The 14,988-nt window shown below is 47.5% G+C and carries 18 protein-coding genes and 1 pseudogene; 14 read left to right on the forward strand and 5 right to left on the reverse strand.

Annotated elements, in window-relative coordinates:
- Positions 1–84 (forward strand): IS200/IS605 family transposase (locus GC178_17865; GenBank protein MBI1289438.1); only part of this gene is annotated, 84 nt, incomplete at its 5' end.
- 85 nt (positions 85–169) lie between these two features.
- Here the strand turns inward: GC178_17865 and GC178_17870 are convergent.
- Positions 170–1,723 (reverse strand): PglZ domain-containing protein, encoded by a 1,554-nt coding sequence (locus GC178_17870; GenBank protein MBI1289439.1) that lies wholly within the window; start codon positions 1,721–1,723, stop codon positions 170–172.
- Between the two features lie 168 nt (positions 1,724–1,891).
- Between GC178_17870 and GC178_17875 the strand changes: the two genes are divergently transcribed.
- The 5 genes from GC178_17875 (at position 1,892) to GC178_17895 (ending at position 7,051) form a co-directional block, all read left to right on the forward strand.
- Positions 1,892–3,139 (forward strand): HD domain-containing protein, encoded by a 1,248-nt coding sequence (locus tag GC178_17875; protein ID MBI1289440.1) that lies wholly within the window; start codon positions 1,892–1,894, stop codon positions 3,137–3,139.
- Between the two features lie 62 nt (positions 3,140–3,201).
- A complete protein-coding gene (lpxD, locus tag GC178_17880) occupies positions 3,202–4,227 on the forward strand; it encodes a UDP-3-O-(3-hydroxymyristoyl)glucosamine N-acyltransferase (protein MBI1289441.1) in 1,026 nt (341 codons plus the stop codon).
- Positions 4,224–5,615: a bifunctional UDP-3-O-[3-hydroxymyristoyl] N-acetylglucosamine deacetylase/3-hydroxyacyl-ACP dehydratase gene (locus tag GC178_17885; GenBank protein ID MBI1289442.1), complete on the forward strand. Its 1,392-nt coding sequence runs from the start codon at positions 4,224–4,226 to the stop codon at positions 5,613–5,615. The genes lpxD and GC178_17885 overlap by 4 nt, the downstream gene beginning before the upstream one ends.
- Positions 5,615–6,415: an acyl-ACP--UDP-N-acetylglucosamine O-acyltransferase gene (gene lpxA / locus GC178_17890; protein MBI1289443.1), complete on the forward strand. Its 801-nt coding sequence runs from the start codon at positions 5,615–5,617 to the stop codon at positions 6,413–6,415. The genes GC178_17885 and lpxA overlap by 1 nt, the downstream gene beginning before the upstream one ends.
- A 6-nt stretch (positions 6,416–6,421) precedes the next feature.
- The gene (locus GC178_17895) at positions 6,422–7,051 is read left to right on the forward strand and encodes an ATP-binding cassette domain-containing protein (GenBank protein MBI1289444.1); all 630 of its coding nucleotides are present in this window, start codon (positions 6,422–6,424) and stop codon (positions 7,049–7,051) included.
- 340 nt (positions 7,052–7,391) lie between these two features.
- Here the strand turns inward: GC178_17895 and GC178_17900 are convergent, their stop codons facing one another.
- Together GC178_17900 and GC178_17905 are read right to left on the reverse strand one after the other, a co-directional pair.
- Positions 7,392–7,661 (reverse strand): hypothetical protein, encoded by a 270-nt coding sequence (locus GC178_17900; GenBank protein MBI1289445.1) that lies wholly within the window; start codon positions 7,659–7,661, stop codon positions 7,392–7,394.
- 82 nt (positions 7,662–7,743) lie between these two features.
- Positions 7,744–8,042, reverse strand: a pseudogene (locus GC178_17905) (hypothetical protein).
- A 252-nt stretch (positions 8,043–8,294) separates the two neighbouring features.
- Here GC178_17905 and GC178_17910 point away from each other — a divergent pair.
- Positions 8,295–8,993: an IS256 family transposase gene (locus GC178_17910; protein ID MBI1289446.1), complete on the forward strand. Its 699-nt coding sequence runs from the start codon at positions 8,295–8,297 to the stop codon at positions 8,991–8,993.
- A 114-nt stretch (positions 8,994–9,107) separates the two neighbouring features.
- Here GC178_17910 and GC178_17915 read toward each other — a convergent pair whose 3' ends face one another.
- Positions 9,108–9,308, reverse strand: a complete 201-nt coding sequence (locus tag GC178_17915) for a hypothetical protein (protein MBI1289447.1) — start codon at positions 9,306–9,308, stop codon at positions 9,108–9,110.
- Between the two features lie 164 nt (positions 9,309–9,472).
- On the opposite strand from GC178_17915, the gene GC178_17920 reads away from it, so the two are divergent.
- From GC178_17920 to GC178_17945, 6 genes are all read left to right on the forward strand, one after another.
- Entirely contained in the window at positions 9,473–10,396 is a 924-nt protein-coding gene (locus tag GC178_17920) for a T9SS type A sorting domain-containing protein (GenBank protein MBI1289448.1), read from the forward strand.
- A 65-nt stretch (positions 10,397–10,461) separates the two neighbouring features.
- On the forward strand, positions 10,462–10,998 hold the full coding sequence (locus tag GC178_17925) for a hypothetical protein (protein ID MBI1289449.1): 537 nt from the start codon (positions 10,462–10,464) through the stop codon (positions 10,996–10,998).
- A gap of 135 nt (positions 10,999–11,133) precedes the next feature.
- Positions 11,134–12,120 (forward strand): K+ channel, inward rectifier, encoded by a 987-nt coding sequence (locus GC178_17930; protein MBI1289450.1) that lies wholly within the window; start codon positions 11,134–11,136, stop codon positions 12,118–12,120.
- Positions 12,098–12,349, forward strand: a complete 252-nt coding sequence (locus GC178_17935) for a DUF2164 family protein (protein ID MBI1289451.1) — start codon at positions 12,098–12,100, stop codon at positions 12,347–12,349. Before GC178_17930 ends, GC178_17935 begins: the two co-directional genes overlap by 23 nt.
- Before the next feature lie 119 nt (positions 12,350–12,468).
- Entirely contained in the window at positions 12,469–12,933 is a 465-nt protein-coding gene (locus GC178_17940) for a hypothetical protein (protein MBI1289452.1), read from the forward strand.
- Positions 12,934–12,936: 3 nt separating this feature from the next.
- Positions 12,937–13,806, forward strand: a complete 870-nt coding sequence (locus GC178_17945) for a hypothetical protein (GenBank protein MBI1289453.1) — start codon at positions 12,937–12,939, stop codon at positions 13,804–13,806.
- 203 nt (positions 13,807–14,009) lie between these two features.
- Here the strand turns inward: GC178_17945 and GC178_17950 are convergent, their stop codons facing one another.
- A complete protein-coding gene (locus GC178_17950) occupies positions 14,010–14,354 on the reverse strand; it encodes a hypothetical protein (protein ID MBI1289454.1) in 345 nt (114 codons plus the stop codon).
- A 208-nt stretch (positions 14,355–14,562) separates the two neighbouring features.
- Between GC178_17950 and GC178_17955 the strand changes: the two genes are divergently transcribed.
- Positions 14,563–14,865: a hypothetical protein gene (locus GC178_17955; GenBank protein ID MBI1289455.1), complete on the forward strand. Its 303-nt coding sequence runs from the start codon at positions 14,563–14,565 to the stop codon at positions 14,863–14,865.
- The last annotated feature ends 123 nt before the right edge of the window (positions 14,866–14,988 follow it).

Consider the following 14,988-nt stretch of genomic DNA (forward strand, 5'->3'; position numbering starts at 1 on the left):
ATAACAGATGAAATGGTGAATGAATATCTGGAGCATCACAGAAGGAGTGATGACAATGGCGGAAGCAATTTCATCATTGAGTGAAAGACGACTTTCAGTCGTCAATCAAACCTATGGACTTCCAGTCCATAGTGGTTTAGTCCAGTAATTCACGAATTAGCAGCAAGAACTACTTACTCCCCAAATGCACGATCGGAATCAGCATTTCTTCGAGTGAAACACCACCATGCTGGAACGTGTCGCGGTAGTAATTCACGTAGTAGTTGTAGTTGTTCGGGTAGGCGAAGAACTTGTCTTCCTTGGCAAAGATGAACGATTGGCTCACATTCACTTTTGGTAGATACGCATCGTGAGGGTTCTTCACGGCAAACACATCCTTTGTTTCAAAGTTGAGGTTCTTGGCCTGCTTGTAACGAAGGTTGGTGTTGGTGTTTCGGTCTCCAACAACTTTGCTTGGTTCCTGAACGCGCACTGTTCCGTGATCGGTAGTGATCACCACATTCACATCATGTTCTGCGATGCGCTCCATCATGTCTTTAAGCGGTGAATGCTCGAACCAACTTACCGTGATAGAACGATAAGCCGCTTCATCATCGGCCAACTCACGGATCACTTCCATTTCCGTTCTGGCGTGCGAAAGCATATCCACGAAGTTGTACACGATCACGTTCAGGTCGTTGTTCATCAGGTTCGGAATGGTATCTACCAATTTCTTACCTGCTGCGTTGTTCGTGATCTTATTGTAACTGTATTTCTGACCAAGTCCCAAACGCTGCATCTGATCTCGCAGGAAGTCTTCCTCAAATTGGTTCTTGCCGCCTTCGTCTTCATCGTTCAGCCACTTGTCTTTGAACCTGCGTTCAATATCCAATGGCATCAGACCAGCGAAGATGGCATTCCGCGCATATTGCGTGGCAGTAGGGAGGATGCTCATGAAAATGTCCTCGCTCTCCAACTTGAACATATCTAGCACAGAAGGCTTGATCACTTCCCATTGATCCCAACGAAGGTTGTCGATCAACAGCATGAAAGTCGGTTTTCCGTGGCCGACCTTTGGCGCGATCTTATTCTTGAAAAGCGTGTGCGACATGGTTGGTTTGTCATCTCCTTCGCCATTCAGCCAATCGATGTAATTGCGTTCAACGAACTTGAAAAACTGCGAGTTGGCTTCGACTTTTTGCGATTGCAGAATCTCCGACATGCCATCTTCCTTACTACGCTCCAATTCAAGTTCCCAATGCACCAATTTGCGGTAAATGTCTTTCCACTCTTGGTAGTTGAGGCGGTCGCTCAATTTCATTCCGATCTCACGGAATTCGCGTTGATAATTGTGGCTTGTGGTCTCGGCCACCAATCGCTTGGTGTCCAAGTTCTTTTTAATGGTGAGAAGAATCTGATTCGGATTGACTGGCTTGATCAGGTAATCGGAGATTTTGGAACCGATTGCTTCTTCCATAATGTGTTCCTCCTCGCTCTTGGTGATCATCACCACAGGAACACGCGTGTTCTTGTTCTTCATCTGAACCAAGGTTTCCAATCCTGAAAGCCCAGGCATGTTCTCATCAAGGAATACAATGTCGAATTCCTGCTCATCAAACAGGTCGAGGGCATCATCACCATTCGTAGCTGTTTCCACCTCAAATCCTTTATCCCGAAGGAACAACAGGTGTGGTTTCAACAGATCGATCTCATCATCAGCCCAAAGTATTCTCAATTTGTCCATTGTTTGTTTTTACATGATTTTAGCCACAGAAACACAGATTTACACAGAAGAAATGAATTGTCAGTGAAAGCCTCTGTGCCTTCAGTGCTTCTGTGGCTATTGAATGTCTTTCTAAATAACCTTTAACGATTAACTACTTTCGCCAAAAGTAGCACTCTAACGGGCGCCATGGGAATAAAGTATAACAAGCGTAAAATCCTCAACGACCCGGTTTACGGATTCATAACAGTTCCGTACCCGATAGTGTTCGACATCATCGAACATCCGTATTTCCAGCGACTGCGAAGAATCAAACAGCTTGGGTTAACGCATTTGGTTTATCCTGGCGCGCTGCACACACGGTTCCACCACACGCTTGGGGCCATGCACTTGATGGGTTTGGCGATTGAGGAGCTCCGAGCAAAAGGATATGAGATCACGGAAGAGGAAGCTGTTGGCGTAACGCTGGCCATTCTGATGCACGACATCGGTCATGGACCGTTTTCACACGCTCTTGAGCACAGCATTGTTTCGGGTGTGAACCACGAAGATCTCTCGGCCCTGTTCATGGAACGATTGAACAAGCAATTCAACGGGCAGTTGGATGTGGCCATTGCCATTTTCAACGACCGTTATCCGAAGCGTTTCCTGCATCAATTGGTGAGCAGCCAGTTGGATATGGACCGTTTGGATTACCTGAAACGCGACAGCTTTTTCACGGGCGTTTCGGAAGGCATTGTTGGTTCAGACCGTATCATCAAAATGCTGCATGTGGTGAATGATGAGTTGGCGGTGGAAAGCAAAGGCATCTACAGCATCGAGAAGTTTATTGTGGCTCGCAGAATCATGTATTGGCAAGTGTACTTGCACAAGACGGTTCTTTCGGCTGAGTATCTTCTCATCAATATTCTGATGCGTGCCAAGGAATTGGTGGAGCAGGGGCAAGACCTTTTCGCAACTCCTGCATTGATGACCTTTCTGAAACGAAAAGTGACGAAGGCTGACTTTGAGAACGAACCCGACCTTCTTGACCGCTTTGCAGAGTTGGATGACTTCGATGTGCTCACTTCCGTCAAGGTTTGGAAGCATCATTCCGACCCGGTGCTATCACGACTTTCGGGCTTCATGGTGGATAGAAAGCTCCTGAAGATCAAGATGCTTTCGGATGCAGTTTCAACTTCACGATTGGATGAATTGAGAACGAGTCTGGCGCAATCATGGGGCATTTCTAAGGAAGAAGCGGCTTACTTCGTTTTCACCGATTCCATTGCCAATAGCGCTTACGACCTGAAGCACGATCGAATTAACATTCTCTTCAAAAACGGGGAGGTGAAAGACATCACCGAAGCTGCCGATACACTCAGTTTGTCCGTGCTTTCAAAACCCGTGGAAAAACACTTTCTTTGCTTCCCAGCACAACTGACCAACCAATTTTAAACCTGCCAGCCGATCGGTTAACCTTTACTTAACAGGCTTTATTAAATTTTACTTTTGCGCGGATGATTTTGACCGCAGGTGTAATTGCCGAGATACTTGGTGGCAGTGTTGATGGGGATCCGAATGTGCAGGTCAGCACGGTGAGCCCTATTGAAAGCGGGTTTCCCGGTGCACTTTCCTTCTTGGCAAATCCTAAGTACAACGAGTTTCTGACGAAGACGGGCGCTTCTGTGGTCATTGTAAAAGACGATTTGAACGCTGGTTCGGATGTAAAGGCAACGTTAATTCGTGTGGCCGACCCATACAGCAGCTTCGCCATTCTGCTTCAGAAGTATGATGAGATGAACCGCCCGAAAGCGGGAATTCATCCTTCATCTGTTATTGCTGATTCTGCCAAGATCGGACATAACGTTTCCATTGGTGCTGGAACCGTGATCGATGAAGGTGCAGTTGTCGGTGACAATTGCATTCTTGGAGCGCAAGTGGTAGTGGAGCGTAAGGCTAAATTGGGCAACGGCTGTCATCTGCATTCGGGTTCGAAGGTGTTGCACGATTGTGTGTTGGGCAACAACTGCCGTTTGCATGCGGGAGTAATTGTAGGAAGTGACGGTTTCGGCTTCGCACCATCCGATTCGCAGTACAGCAAGATCCCACAAGTGGGAAATGTGGTGTTGGAAGATGACGTAGAGATCGGTGCCAATTCAACCATCGACCGTGCTACAATGGGTTCGACCATCATTCGCAAAGGAGTGAAGTTGGATAACCTGATCCAAGTAGCTCATAACGTAGAGATCGGAGAACACACCGTGATTGCTGCCCAAACTGGAATTGCGGGTTCAACCAAAATAGGGAAGCGCTGCATGATCGGTGGTCAGGTAGGCATCATCGGTCATTTGACCATTGGTGATAATGTGAAGATTGCGGCACAGAGTGGCGTGGGGAACAACCTTCCTGACAATGCCATTGTGCAAGGTTCGCCTGCATTCGAAGTAGGCAACTACCGCAGGTCGTACGTGTCTTTCAGACGCTTGCCAGATACCATCAAACAGTTGGAAGCGCAACTTCGTGAGTTGATGAATTCGAAATGAGTTTGAAGCAACATACCATCAAAAAGGCATTCACTATCGAAGGTGTCGGATTGCACACAGGTGCTCCCGTGACCATGACGGTCAGTCCTGCAGAAGCTGGTGGAGTCGTGTTCGTGAGAACGGATTTGGGTTATGCCGAAGTGAAGGCTGCTGTTGCCAATGTGGTAAGCACCGCACGTGGTACGACCATCGGTTCGGGCGAAGCAACGGTAAGCACCATAGAACATGTGATGGCTGCGTTGTCCGCCAATGGAATTACCAACGCACACATTGAGATCAACGGACCAGAGTGTCCGATCATGGATGGAAGCTCGAAGGAGTTCTGCGAGGCCATCAATAAAGTAGGGGTGGAGGAGCAGGACGATTCTCAGGAAATTCTCACCATCGATTCCAACATCGAATTCAAGGATGAAGAAACGGGCGCGGAGTATCTGATCGTTCCTTCAGACTCGCCACGGTTCACCGTGATGATCGATTACAACAGTCAGGTGTTGCCACCACAGCATGCGGTGCTTCACAATTTGACTGATTTCGAAAAGGAAATTGCCCCGACACGTACGTTCTGCTTCCTGCATGAACTGGAACTGCTGTTGGAACACAACCTGATTAAAGGCGGTGCGCTCGATAATGCGGTTGTTTTCGTAGAACACCCGATGGATGATGAGCGGCAGGCCAAATTGGCCAAATCGTTCAAGCAGGAAGACATCCGCGCAACGCGCCTGGGAACGTTGAACAACACGGAACTACGATTCCCGAACGAACCTGCGCGCCACAAACTGCTCGACCTTATCGGTGACCTTGCCTTGGTGAATGCCCGCATCAACGGACACATCATTGCCACCAAGCCAGGCCACGGAAGCAACTCGCGCTTCGGGAAATTCTTGGCTGGTCTTATCAAGGATAACCGCAAACCGAAAGCTCCGAAGATTGATCTCAATGCAGCCCCGTTGCTTGACATCAACGGCATCATGGCCAAGTTGCCGCACCGTCCGCCATTCCTGTTCATTGACAAGATCTATGAACTGAGCGAAACGCATGTGATCGGGGTGAAGAACGTGACCATGAACGAGTACTTCTTTGAAGGTCACTTCCCCGGTGCACCCGTGATGCCTGGCGTGTTGCAGATAGAGGCGATGGCCCAAGTGGGTGGAATTCTGGTGCTGAGCACTGTTCCCGACCCAGAGAATTACCTCACGTATTTCATGAAGATCGATGGCGTCAAATTCCGCAGGATGGTGATGCCAGGCGATACCATTGTATTCAAATTAGAACTATTAAGTCCGATTCGCAGAGGGTTGTGTCATATGAAGGGAGTTGCTTTTGTGGGCGATGACCAAGTGATGGAAGCCGAAATGATGGCACAGATTTCAAAAAGAGAGAGTAACTAATGAACCAACCCCTATCCTTTGTACACCCGCAGGCGAAGATCGCTGACAACGTTGTGATCGAACCGTTCGTCACCATCCACAAGAACGTGGAGATAGGCGAAGGAACATGGATCGGTTCCAATGTGACCATCATGGAAGGGGCGCGCATCGGAAAGAACTGCCGCATTTTCCCAGGAGCGGTCATTTCGGCCATTCCTCAGGATCTGAAATTTGAAGGAGAGGACAGTACGGTACAAATAGGTGATAACGTTACCATCCGAGAATGCGCTACCATCAACCGAGGTACCAAAGCAAGTGGAACGACCATCGTTGGGAATCACTCAATGATCATGGCTTATGTGCATGTGGCGCACGATTGCGTTATCGGTGAGCACGTCATCTTGGCCAACGCCTGTACACTTGCAGGACACATTCAGATCGGTGATTTTGCCATTATCGGTGGCATGTCGGCCTTGCATCAGTTCGTTCGCATCGGGTCGCACGCCATTCTTTCAGGCGGAGCCTTGGTGGGTAAGGACGTTCCACCATACAGCAAGGCTGCGCGCTATCCGCTCAGCTATACGGGTGTGAACAGCGTGGGCATGAAACGCAGAGGCTATTCCGTGGAGAAGATCCGCGAGATACAGGAGATCTACCGCGTCATTTTCCTGAAACATTACAACGTAACACAGGCACTTTCCTTTTTGGAAGCAGAGTTCACCGTAACGGACGAGCGCGATGAGATTCTTGACTTTATCCGTGAAAGCAAGCGTGGCATCATGAAGGGATATCAGTTCTTGAACGGAAACGGTTCGAAGTAAACAGCCATGGCATCCGCTCAGATTTCTTTACGGAAAGTAGGGAAACGCTTCAATCACGAGTGGATCTTTAGAGGTGTTGACCATACATTTCAGAAAGACGAGCACACGGTGATCCTTGGGCCGAACGGTTCTGGTAAATCAACGCTTTTGCAGGTGATATTGGGCAGTTCCATCGCTTCAGAAGGGGAGTTGGAGTACCAATTTGGTGGCTGCGCTTATAAGGCTGACGAAACGCTTGGGCTATTTTCTTTGGCCACGCCTTACCTTGAACTCATCGAAGAGTTCACGCTCACCGAAATGCTGGAGTTTCATCAGAAGATGAAGGCTTTCAAGGAAGGTTGGACCATTCCAAGCATCATCGAGAAGCTATACCTCACCGAAGCCAAGAACAAGCCCATCCGTTATTTCTCTTCGGGAATGAAACAGCGCGTGAAGTTGGGCATTGCCCTGCTTTCGGATACACCCTTCGTGATGCTGGATGAACCGACATCGAACCTCGATGCCAAGGCCATTGAATGGTACAAGCAGTTGGTGGAGGAGACCAAAAACGGCCGCATCATCATCGTTTGTTCTAACGACCAGAAGGATGAGTTCCCGTTCTGCATCCAGCGGTTGAATATTGGGGATTACAAGTAGATTCGTTTGCCACCCTGAATACTGCACTCTGAGGAACTAAGGGGTTGTGCATTACGGGTGTTTGCGATAGTTATTCTTTCAATTTCACGTTTGACACTTGCGTCAAGTTCGACTGTCTTTGTGACGTTGTCATTATTGTCATATATCGGAATCTTTCCGTTTTCGTATTCAATTCTTCGAGCCGAAAAATTGGAAAACATACTTGGCCAACTGTCAACTTTGAGTTCAAAAAATCTCGCTGAGGATAGTACTTGGCTCCAATTGAGGTCACGGAATAAGAGTGTGGATGTCCTCTCCAGGTCATCCGTCTTATTCGAACATGATCCCCTTCGGACACATTTCATTCCTGAAGTGGGTCGTCCTTAGACAAACCGTAAAAGGATTGAAGCTCCGATAATTCCAGTATAGTGATGTTACCATATCCATAAATCAATTCTATGCTGACCAATTCTTCTGTTGGGTGTCGGTGTGCAAGTCGCTTCAACTCTTCAACAATCATTTCAACCCATGCTTTTTCTATATCGTGCCCAAAAAGTTTTTGCAAGAGTTTCCGAATCATGTCCCCCCCCTTTTTCTGATGGACGAAACCATTACCGCCAACGGTTTGCATACGGCCTGTGGTGGTTTCGAAGCACTTTCCTGTCCACCGAAACCAAAGCTGGCTGTGGAGCGAAAACCTTGCTTGCAGCCATTCATCCGCTACAATATATACGCGTTGTCGTGGTGTCTTTTTTATTCTTTTTCCAATTCTCTATTTGTTTGTAGTTGATTTCATATTCAACCGTTTTTCCTGATGCCAAATACTCTTTTCAAATATTACCAGGTCATTTTCAAATTTCAGAGGCTTAACAAATCCTTTTTCTGCTTTTGAGATTTTGGCAAACTTTCTTGTTTTCAAGTCAATTACTGTCAAAGCTGTAATCGGTCCTTTTTGGTGGTCAGTTGTCAGCCACTCTTGTAGTGACTAATACTTTGATTCAGGATGAAATTTGATGTCACATATGGGGAATGGGAGGAAATCCCTCGCCTTAAGGCGAAGACCTGAGTTTGATGGTTTTGAAGGATGCAGAATTACCGAAAGACCTCTCATGGCCTTTATGACCTGAAGTATCAGAGTCTGTTCAATAAACTGTGTCAGATGTCAGATAGATAGATTTGATAACCGATAGACACAGAAAAAATGGAAGAACAAAAGAAAGACAGGTTTGACTAAGCCAACTTTGAGCGGGATGCGACAGAGGCTCTGAAGAACGGCAAGGAACTGCTGGGACTTTACGTGGGCGAGAACGAAGAGGCACGCTTCTGGCTCAAGGTCATCAGCGACCTGCAGAACCGTGGTGTGAAGGATATCATCATTGCAAGTGTGGACAACCTCAAGGGACTTTCCAACGCCATCAAAAGCGTATTCCCACAGACCGAGGTGCAGCTCTGCATCGTGCATCAGATACGCAACTCCATGAGATATGTGCCACAAAAGAACAAGGCTGCCGTGCTCAAAGACCTCAAACAGGTCTATCAGGCACCTTCAACGGATCAAGCAGAGGTTGCCTTGGCCGATCTTGAAGAGAATTGGGCAAAGCAATATCCTGCCATGGTCAATAGCTGGCCCGACAACTGGGAAGAACTCAGCAATTACTTCAAGTACCCTGAGGAGATCCGTAGAATAATATACACCACCAACCCCACAGAGAGCTTTCACAGTCAGTTGCGCAAGGTCACCAAGACCAAGCGCGTGTTCCCTTCGGACATGGCCCTACTGAAGCTGCTTTACCTCGTTCAGGAAAATGTCAGAAAGAACTGGACAAGACCACTTAATGGATGGAACCTTACAATAGTCACAGATGATGATCATATTGGAAAAACGCTTGACACAACCCTGAAGGTTGGCCGCGGCCAACCTTCAGGGTTGATGCAGTTCGCTGAACAGACCCTTTTAGTTTAGATAAAACCAACATCATCAGACCATAAACTATTTACGTAGTGGCAAACTGCGGGTGAATCAGTAATGCTAACGAATACAAAAGGGATGATCACTCTCACTTTCTACCTTTTTGGGTTAGTAGCACGCATTCTGAATATCGTATTTTCCCCGTCCGAATCCGTTTATGGCCACACGTTTCAAACAGACCTTTAACGACCTTGGTCTTGGCACCAAGGTCACTTCAGGAACATCAATAAAGATGGCAGTTTCAATGTCATCAAGGGGAATGTTCCGCTGTTGTTGGCGTCCATCTACATGCTGGTAGGGGTGGAGCATTTGACGGGCATTGAGGCCAATTCTCCGAGACCACGTATCTCGTAAATGAAGGCTATAACATGAAACCCAGCAGTGCCGTACTTGTTTGGAGCGCGTTGATATTCCAAAGCACCGTGGCGCTTTACTGGTTCTTCAGGTAGGTTATTGCTATCTTAGCAAACTGCATGAAAAGAGCGTTTCTTCTATTGTTGTTTGCGTGTTCGGTAGCCATTGCCTTTGGGCAGGCTCCTTATGGGTTGACCTATGGGGAAGACGCTCCAATCACGTTTGAGGACACAGGTTTTATTCCATATTTTCTGATAGACACAAACCAGACAGGTAATATCTGGCAGATAGGAAGGCCTCAAAAAAACTTCATGGACAGTGCCTACTCTACACCATATTCGTTGATAACCGATACGCTGAGCTTGTATCCTATCAATACTATGTCCACTGTTCAAATGACATTTTTGGCCACGGAAGGGTACATGTGGCTCACATTTTTTCACAGATACGATACCGATTCGCTCAAGGATGGAGGCAAAATTGAACTGTCCATTGATGGGGTCGGTTGGCATAATGTAACAGATTCCTCTTACTGGCATGCCAATGGTTTTTGGACTGAGTGGGGTTCTGACTTTTATTCTTACCAGGACAGCGTTGCATCCTTAAATGGGCCGGGGTTCAGTGGGCATTCGGGTGGTTGGGCAACAGCGCAATTCAACTTTTACTATCAGGATGCCCCAATATATCCAGATACGTTTCAGTTGAGGTTTGTTTTTGCTTCCGATTCGTTGGATACGGGGAAGGAAGGCTGGCTTATCGACAACATAAGTATCGGAACCGATCATCTCGGTGTTGAGGACCATCAGATTGCTGAAAGCCTGTTCTATCCCAATCCATCGGATGGGACCGTACGGATGAAAGGTTTACATGCGGCAATGCAAGAATGGCGTGTTTACGATTGTAGCGGAAGAGCTGTCAAGGTTTCCCATCAAACCGGTAATGATCAATTGGACCTCTCCGACCTTGACAATGGTGTTTACTTCATATCGATCGCAACAGACAAGTTCGTTAAGACCGAAAAGGTGATCTTAAGGAAAAAGTAGCTGCTTCGGGCAGATCCTTTGCCTACTGAACTGTTCTTGGTAAACTCAATTTAAATAACGAAACGATGAATTTTCTGTTGAAATTGAAGGCATGGCAGGTCTTCATCATCTTCATGCCGTTTCTTGCGCTTATGTTCGTTGTAGGCTTTTCCAATTTGTCTGTCAACGGTTGGTCTACGGCTCAATTGATCGAATTGGCAAGGATCATCGGGTTGTTGGTCTTTACACTTTGGTTGTTCTCCATTGGTCTGGCCTTGAATCGGATCGGAAATAACCCGCATAAGTTCAATGAGAGGGTGTTGGAATTGGCATCGCTCTGCTTTTTTGTCGGGTATGCGAGTTTGGGGCTCAGCCGCTTTCCCGAACTTGAATCGGTCTTTCCAGTATTTGGTCCTATCCTGATCATGCCACTAACGGTCTTTGGACTCGTTTATCTGTTTTACAATATACCTGTATCATTAAGGTCGTTGGAGTTGGGGAGGAAGGCAAAATATTCGGAATGCCTGCTGGATGCGATCCTGTTCTTCTCATGCGCATCAGGAATTGGGTTTTGGTGGTTGCAACCAAGAATGAACAGAATAGCCGAGCAGGGTTGCCCGTAGAGTCGACCATCACATATCTCGGATTAAATGACAAGCCTGTCGGATATAACTCTGTTTTCAAGCAAAACAAATACCGACCTCAGCGGTTAGTTCACGCATTCTGAATATCGTATTTTTCCCCGTCCGAATCCGTTTATGGCCACACGTTTCAAACAGACCTTTAACGACCTTGGTCTTGGCACCAAGGCCAGTGCAGGAAAAACCCGCACCATCAATAAAGATGGCAGTTTCAATGTCATCAAGCGGAATGTTCCGCTGCTGGAACGCATCAACTTCTTCCATTCGTTGGTGTCCATGTCGTGGCCCCTTTTTCTGTTACTCATCCTATCAGGCTATTTCATCGTCAACCTGCTGTTTGCATCCATCTACATGCTGGTTGGAGTGGAGCATTTGACGGGAATTGAGGCCAACACTCCCGCAGATGCCTTTCTGGAGGCCTTCTTCTTCAGCTCGCAGACCATTACTACATTGGGTTATGGAAGGGTGGCACCCATTGGTACGTTGGCCAATATTATTGCCGCCAGCGAATCGATGTTGGGGCTGTTGGGGTTTGCCTTGGCAACAGGTCTGCTCTACGGACGGTTTTCCAAGCCCAACGATAAGATAAAATACACGCAACATGCCGTGGTGGCTCCCTATCAGGACATAAACGGGTTCATGTTCCGGGTGATCAACCCGCAGAGCAACCAGCTGTTGGAAGTGGAAGTGAGCATGTCGCTTTCCGTTAAGCGTCCAAACTCAGACCTACGCGATTTCTATCCGCTGGAACTGGAACGCTCCAAGGTGGTGTTCATGCCTTCCATGTGGACCATTGTCCACCCCATAGACAGCAATAGCCCGATGTACGGTATGACCGAGCAACACCTGTTGGATGCGGAGGGAGAGTTCATCATTACCATGAAGGCCTATGACGAATCGTTCTCGCAAACGGTCTATTCCCGTTCTTCCTATTTGGCATCGGAAGTAAGATGGGGAGAGAAATTCGCCTACCTCTATCGGCAAGAGGCAGACGGCCTGTCGCTTGATGTGAGCAGGATGGATGAGACGGAGAAGGCCCCACTCAATGAAGAAGTAATCAACTCACCCAACAACCATACACATGCCAACTACCAGAAAACATGATAGACTGACCGAGGAGGAACGGCAGAAGGCCATTCAGGAACTCATTGCCTTCTTTGAAGTGGAGCGGGATGAGAAGATAGGCGTGATCGCTGCCGACCAATTGCTTGATCACATGCTGCTATCGGTTGGTGCCACGCTTTACAACAAGGGTATTGCAGCGGCCAAAAATGCCCTGCACACCCGCCTCGAAGAACTCAACTACGACCTGGACGACCTGATGGATGTTTGATATTCTGTTCATTGATTGAAGGGCTTTTTCAGCCTGAGCCGATTTAACTACGGATGTCAGATAATATTCCCTTAACAACTCCTACAGATGTTAGGTAAGTTTGTTCACCAATTTCATCTGTGAGCAAACTAAGTCATCTTCCTGACCTACAGAAGCAACTGATCAAGTTCACCATGATCGGGGTGTTGGCGGTGCTGGTGGATCTTACATGCTATTACATGCTGCTAAACCTGCTGCCCGAAGTGGTGTTCGATGGCATTCCCAACGAATCGGTGGCCAAGTTCTTCTCGTTCCTGTGCGGCATGAGCGTGACCTACACTTTCAATAAACTCTGGACATGGAAGAAGAACGACAGTTCCAAGCTGCGCATGTTCAAGTTCACGTTGCTCTACGGGTTCTCCTTGGGTATGAATGTGGCCTCCAATTCATTTTTCCTGTATGTGCTGCACGAATACGCGAACATTCTCGACCTGCCTTACAAATACTTCATTGCCTTTGTGGGTGCTACGGGTCTCAGCGCAAGCATCAACTTCGTTGGACAGAAGTACTGGGTCTTTAAAGAGAGCCAAGTGATTACAGCATAATCTATGATCGATCTAAGTCAGATACCGACACCCGTGCTTGTTTGGTGGGGAAGCATGTCCGCCATTGCCGTGTTCAACCTCATTCTGCTATTCATCAGCCGAAAGATGCTGCTGAAAAAATTGCCCAACATGAGCGAGATGGTGCAATGGGTTCGCCAGCGGCAGCTGCTGTTGGCAAGCATCTATACCATCGGTTGCGGGTTCCGTTCCATTCTTCCTCGCGGAGATGTGCGCAGAATTGTATTGGTGGACCATTGGATATCTGCCATTGCCATTGGCCGTTCGGTGGCCACCTTGGCCGAGTTGGCCTTTGTGGCGCAATGGGCCTTTCTGTTGCACGAGATAGGCAAAGGCACCCGCGAGAATGGCGTGCTGTCCATCTCCAAGATGATCGTGCCGATGATCTTTATTGCCGAATGCTTTTCGTGGTACGCGTGTACTACGAGAAACTTCTTTGGGACAACAATAGAAGAGAGCCTGTGGGCGGTGGCGGCCTTTCTTACCATGTTGGGTTTTATCCGTGGGCGGAAACACTATCAGGGCGTGCAGCGCAATTTCCTTACGGCAGGGATTGTTGCCACATTCGGGTATGTGGTGTACATGGCAACGGTGGATGTTCCCGCATACATCAACAATTGGCTTAACGATCAGGCCAACGGAAAGGCGTATGCCACGCTGTCAGAAGGGTTCCATCAGGTGGCCACGGTTTGGCGACATACCTATGCTACAGCCGACTGGCAATATGAGTTCGTGTGGATGACGCTCTACTTCAGCATTGCCGTGTGGATCAGCATCTACATCGTCAATGGCCCTGAGATGGAAAGGGGATTGAATAATGCTCCCTCTTTTGTCAGTTCTGTAAAAGTCAACTGATTCGATAATGAATTTCTAAAGTTAAAAGGTATATCATTGATTTCTGGGTGACACCTCATTTCATTGTAGCAGAAGAGGTCCTGTTTGAGTTCTTCCTTGAGTTCGACATCTGTTTTACAATGCGTATCCCGTATCATGTCATCCTCAATGGTTCGCCAAGAACCGTTCGACCTTTAAGTTGGCAATTCGTACAAAGAGGCTTTTTACAAGGCATTTGAGCGTTGGAACAACGATGGCAAAGGCAAATAACCCTCCTCGTTAGCCCAAACCCCTGTTTCGCAAAGTGGTGCTGCAACTATGGTATGCACAAAGACCATGAGAACCATTGCACGCGCCATAAGCAGACCGACCGTAGTGCAGCTGATAGCAGTTGCCGAGCAGGTGTGCTGCGCCAATGCCTGTGTGGTATTTGCTTTAATGGCGTTGGCCTCCGACTTAATAGCGTTGACCGTCAACTTAATAAAGTTGGCCGTCAACAGATAAAAGGCAACGGTATTCACCGTTACAATGATCCACGTGTGGCTTCTGTTGATCTGTTGGCGGTTCAAGCAGATCTGTTCAAGCTTTTTGGAGTGGGGTTTCTTTTTTTTGACAGCAGCGTGTTGTTATTGCGTGGGATTGTTGGTACTATTGATCAACCAAAAAACAATTGGCAAGTCTCCTTTATTCCTTTTAGCACTACCCAAGCCGGGCTAAAGCAACTTTTTAGGTTCAGGCAAAACTGGCTAAAGGGAAACCGTTGGCAGCAATTTGAAAATGGCGACACCAGACAAGTCTGACAATCAAGAATTGAGGAAGAGCGTATTAAAGCGAAGCGTTGTACTCTTCGGACTATATATGACTTTTGGACTGCTATTCGGGTTTGCCAGCGGACTTTTTCTCGGACTTGTTTTTATTGCGACAGGAATTTACGTCATTTTACATTTCGGTGACAGCACGAATGTAATTGGCGGTTGTCTTGCAATACTATTTGGACTTGCAGTCGTAAGCTATCGACTGAAACTAATTGTGGACTACGAAAAAGAAAAAAGAAAAACTGTACCCAACACCCGTAACTGATGCACAACCCCCATCCGCGTCAGAAGTTGACCGCAAATAAGCCCCGCTGAGGGGCTTTTTTATTGGCTGCACATTTTCAGTTCCTCAGAAAATGGGGGTCGGACAGGGGCTCAAAATGCCCCA

Source organism: Flavobacteriales bacterium (assembly GCA_016124845.1).
Taxonomy (GTDB): Bacteria; Bacteroidota; Bacteroidia; order UBA10329; family UBA10329; genus UBA10329.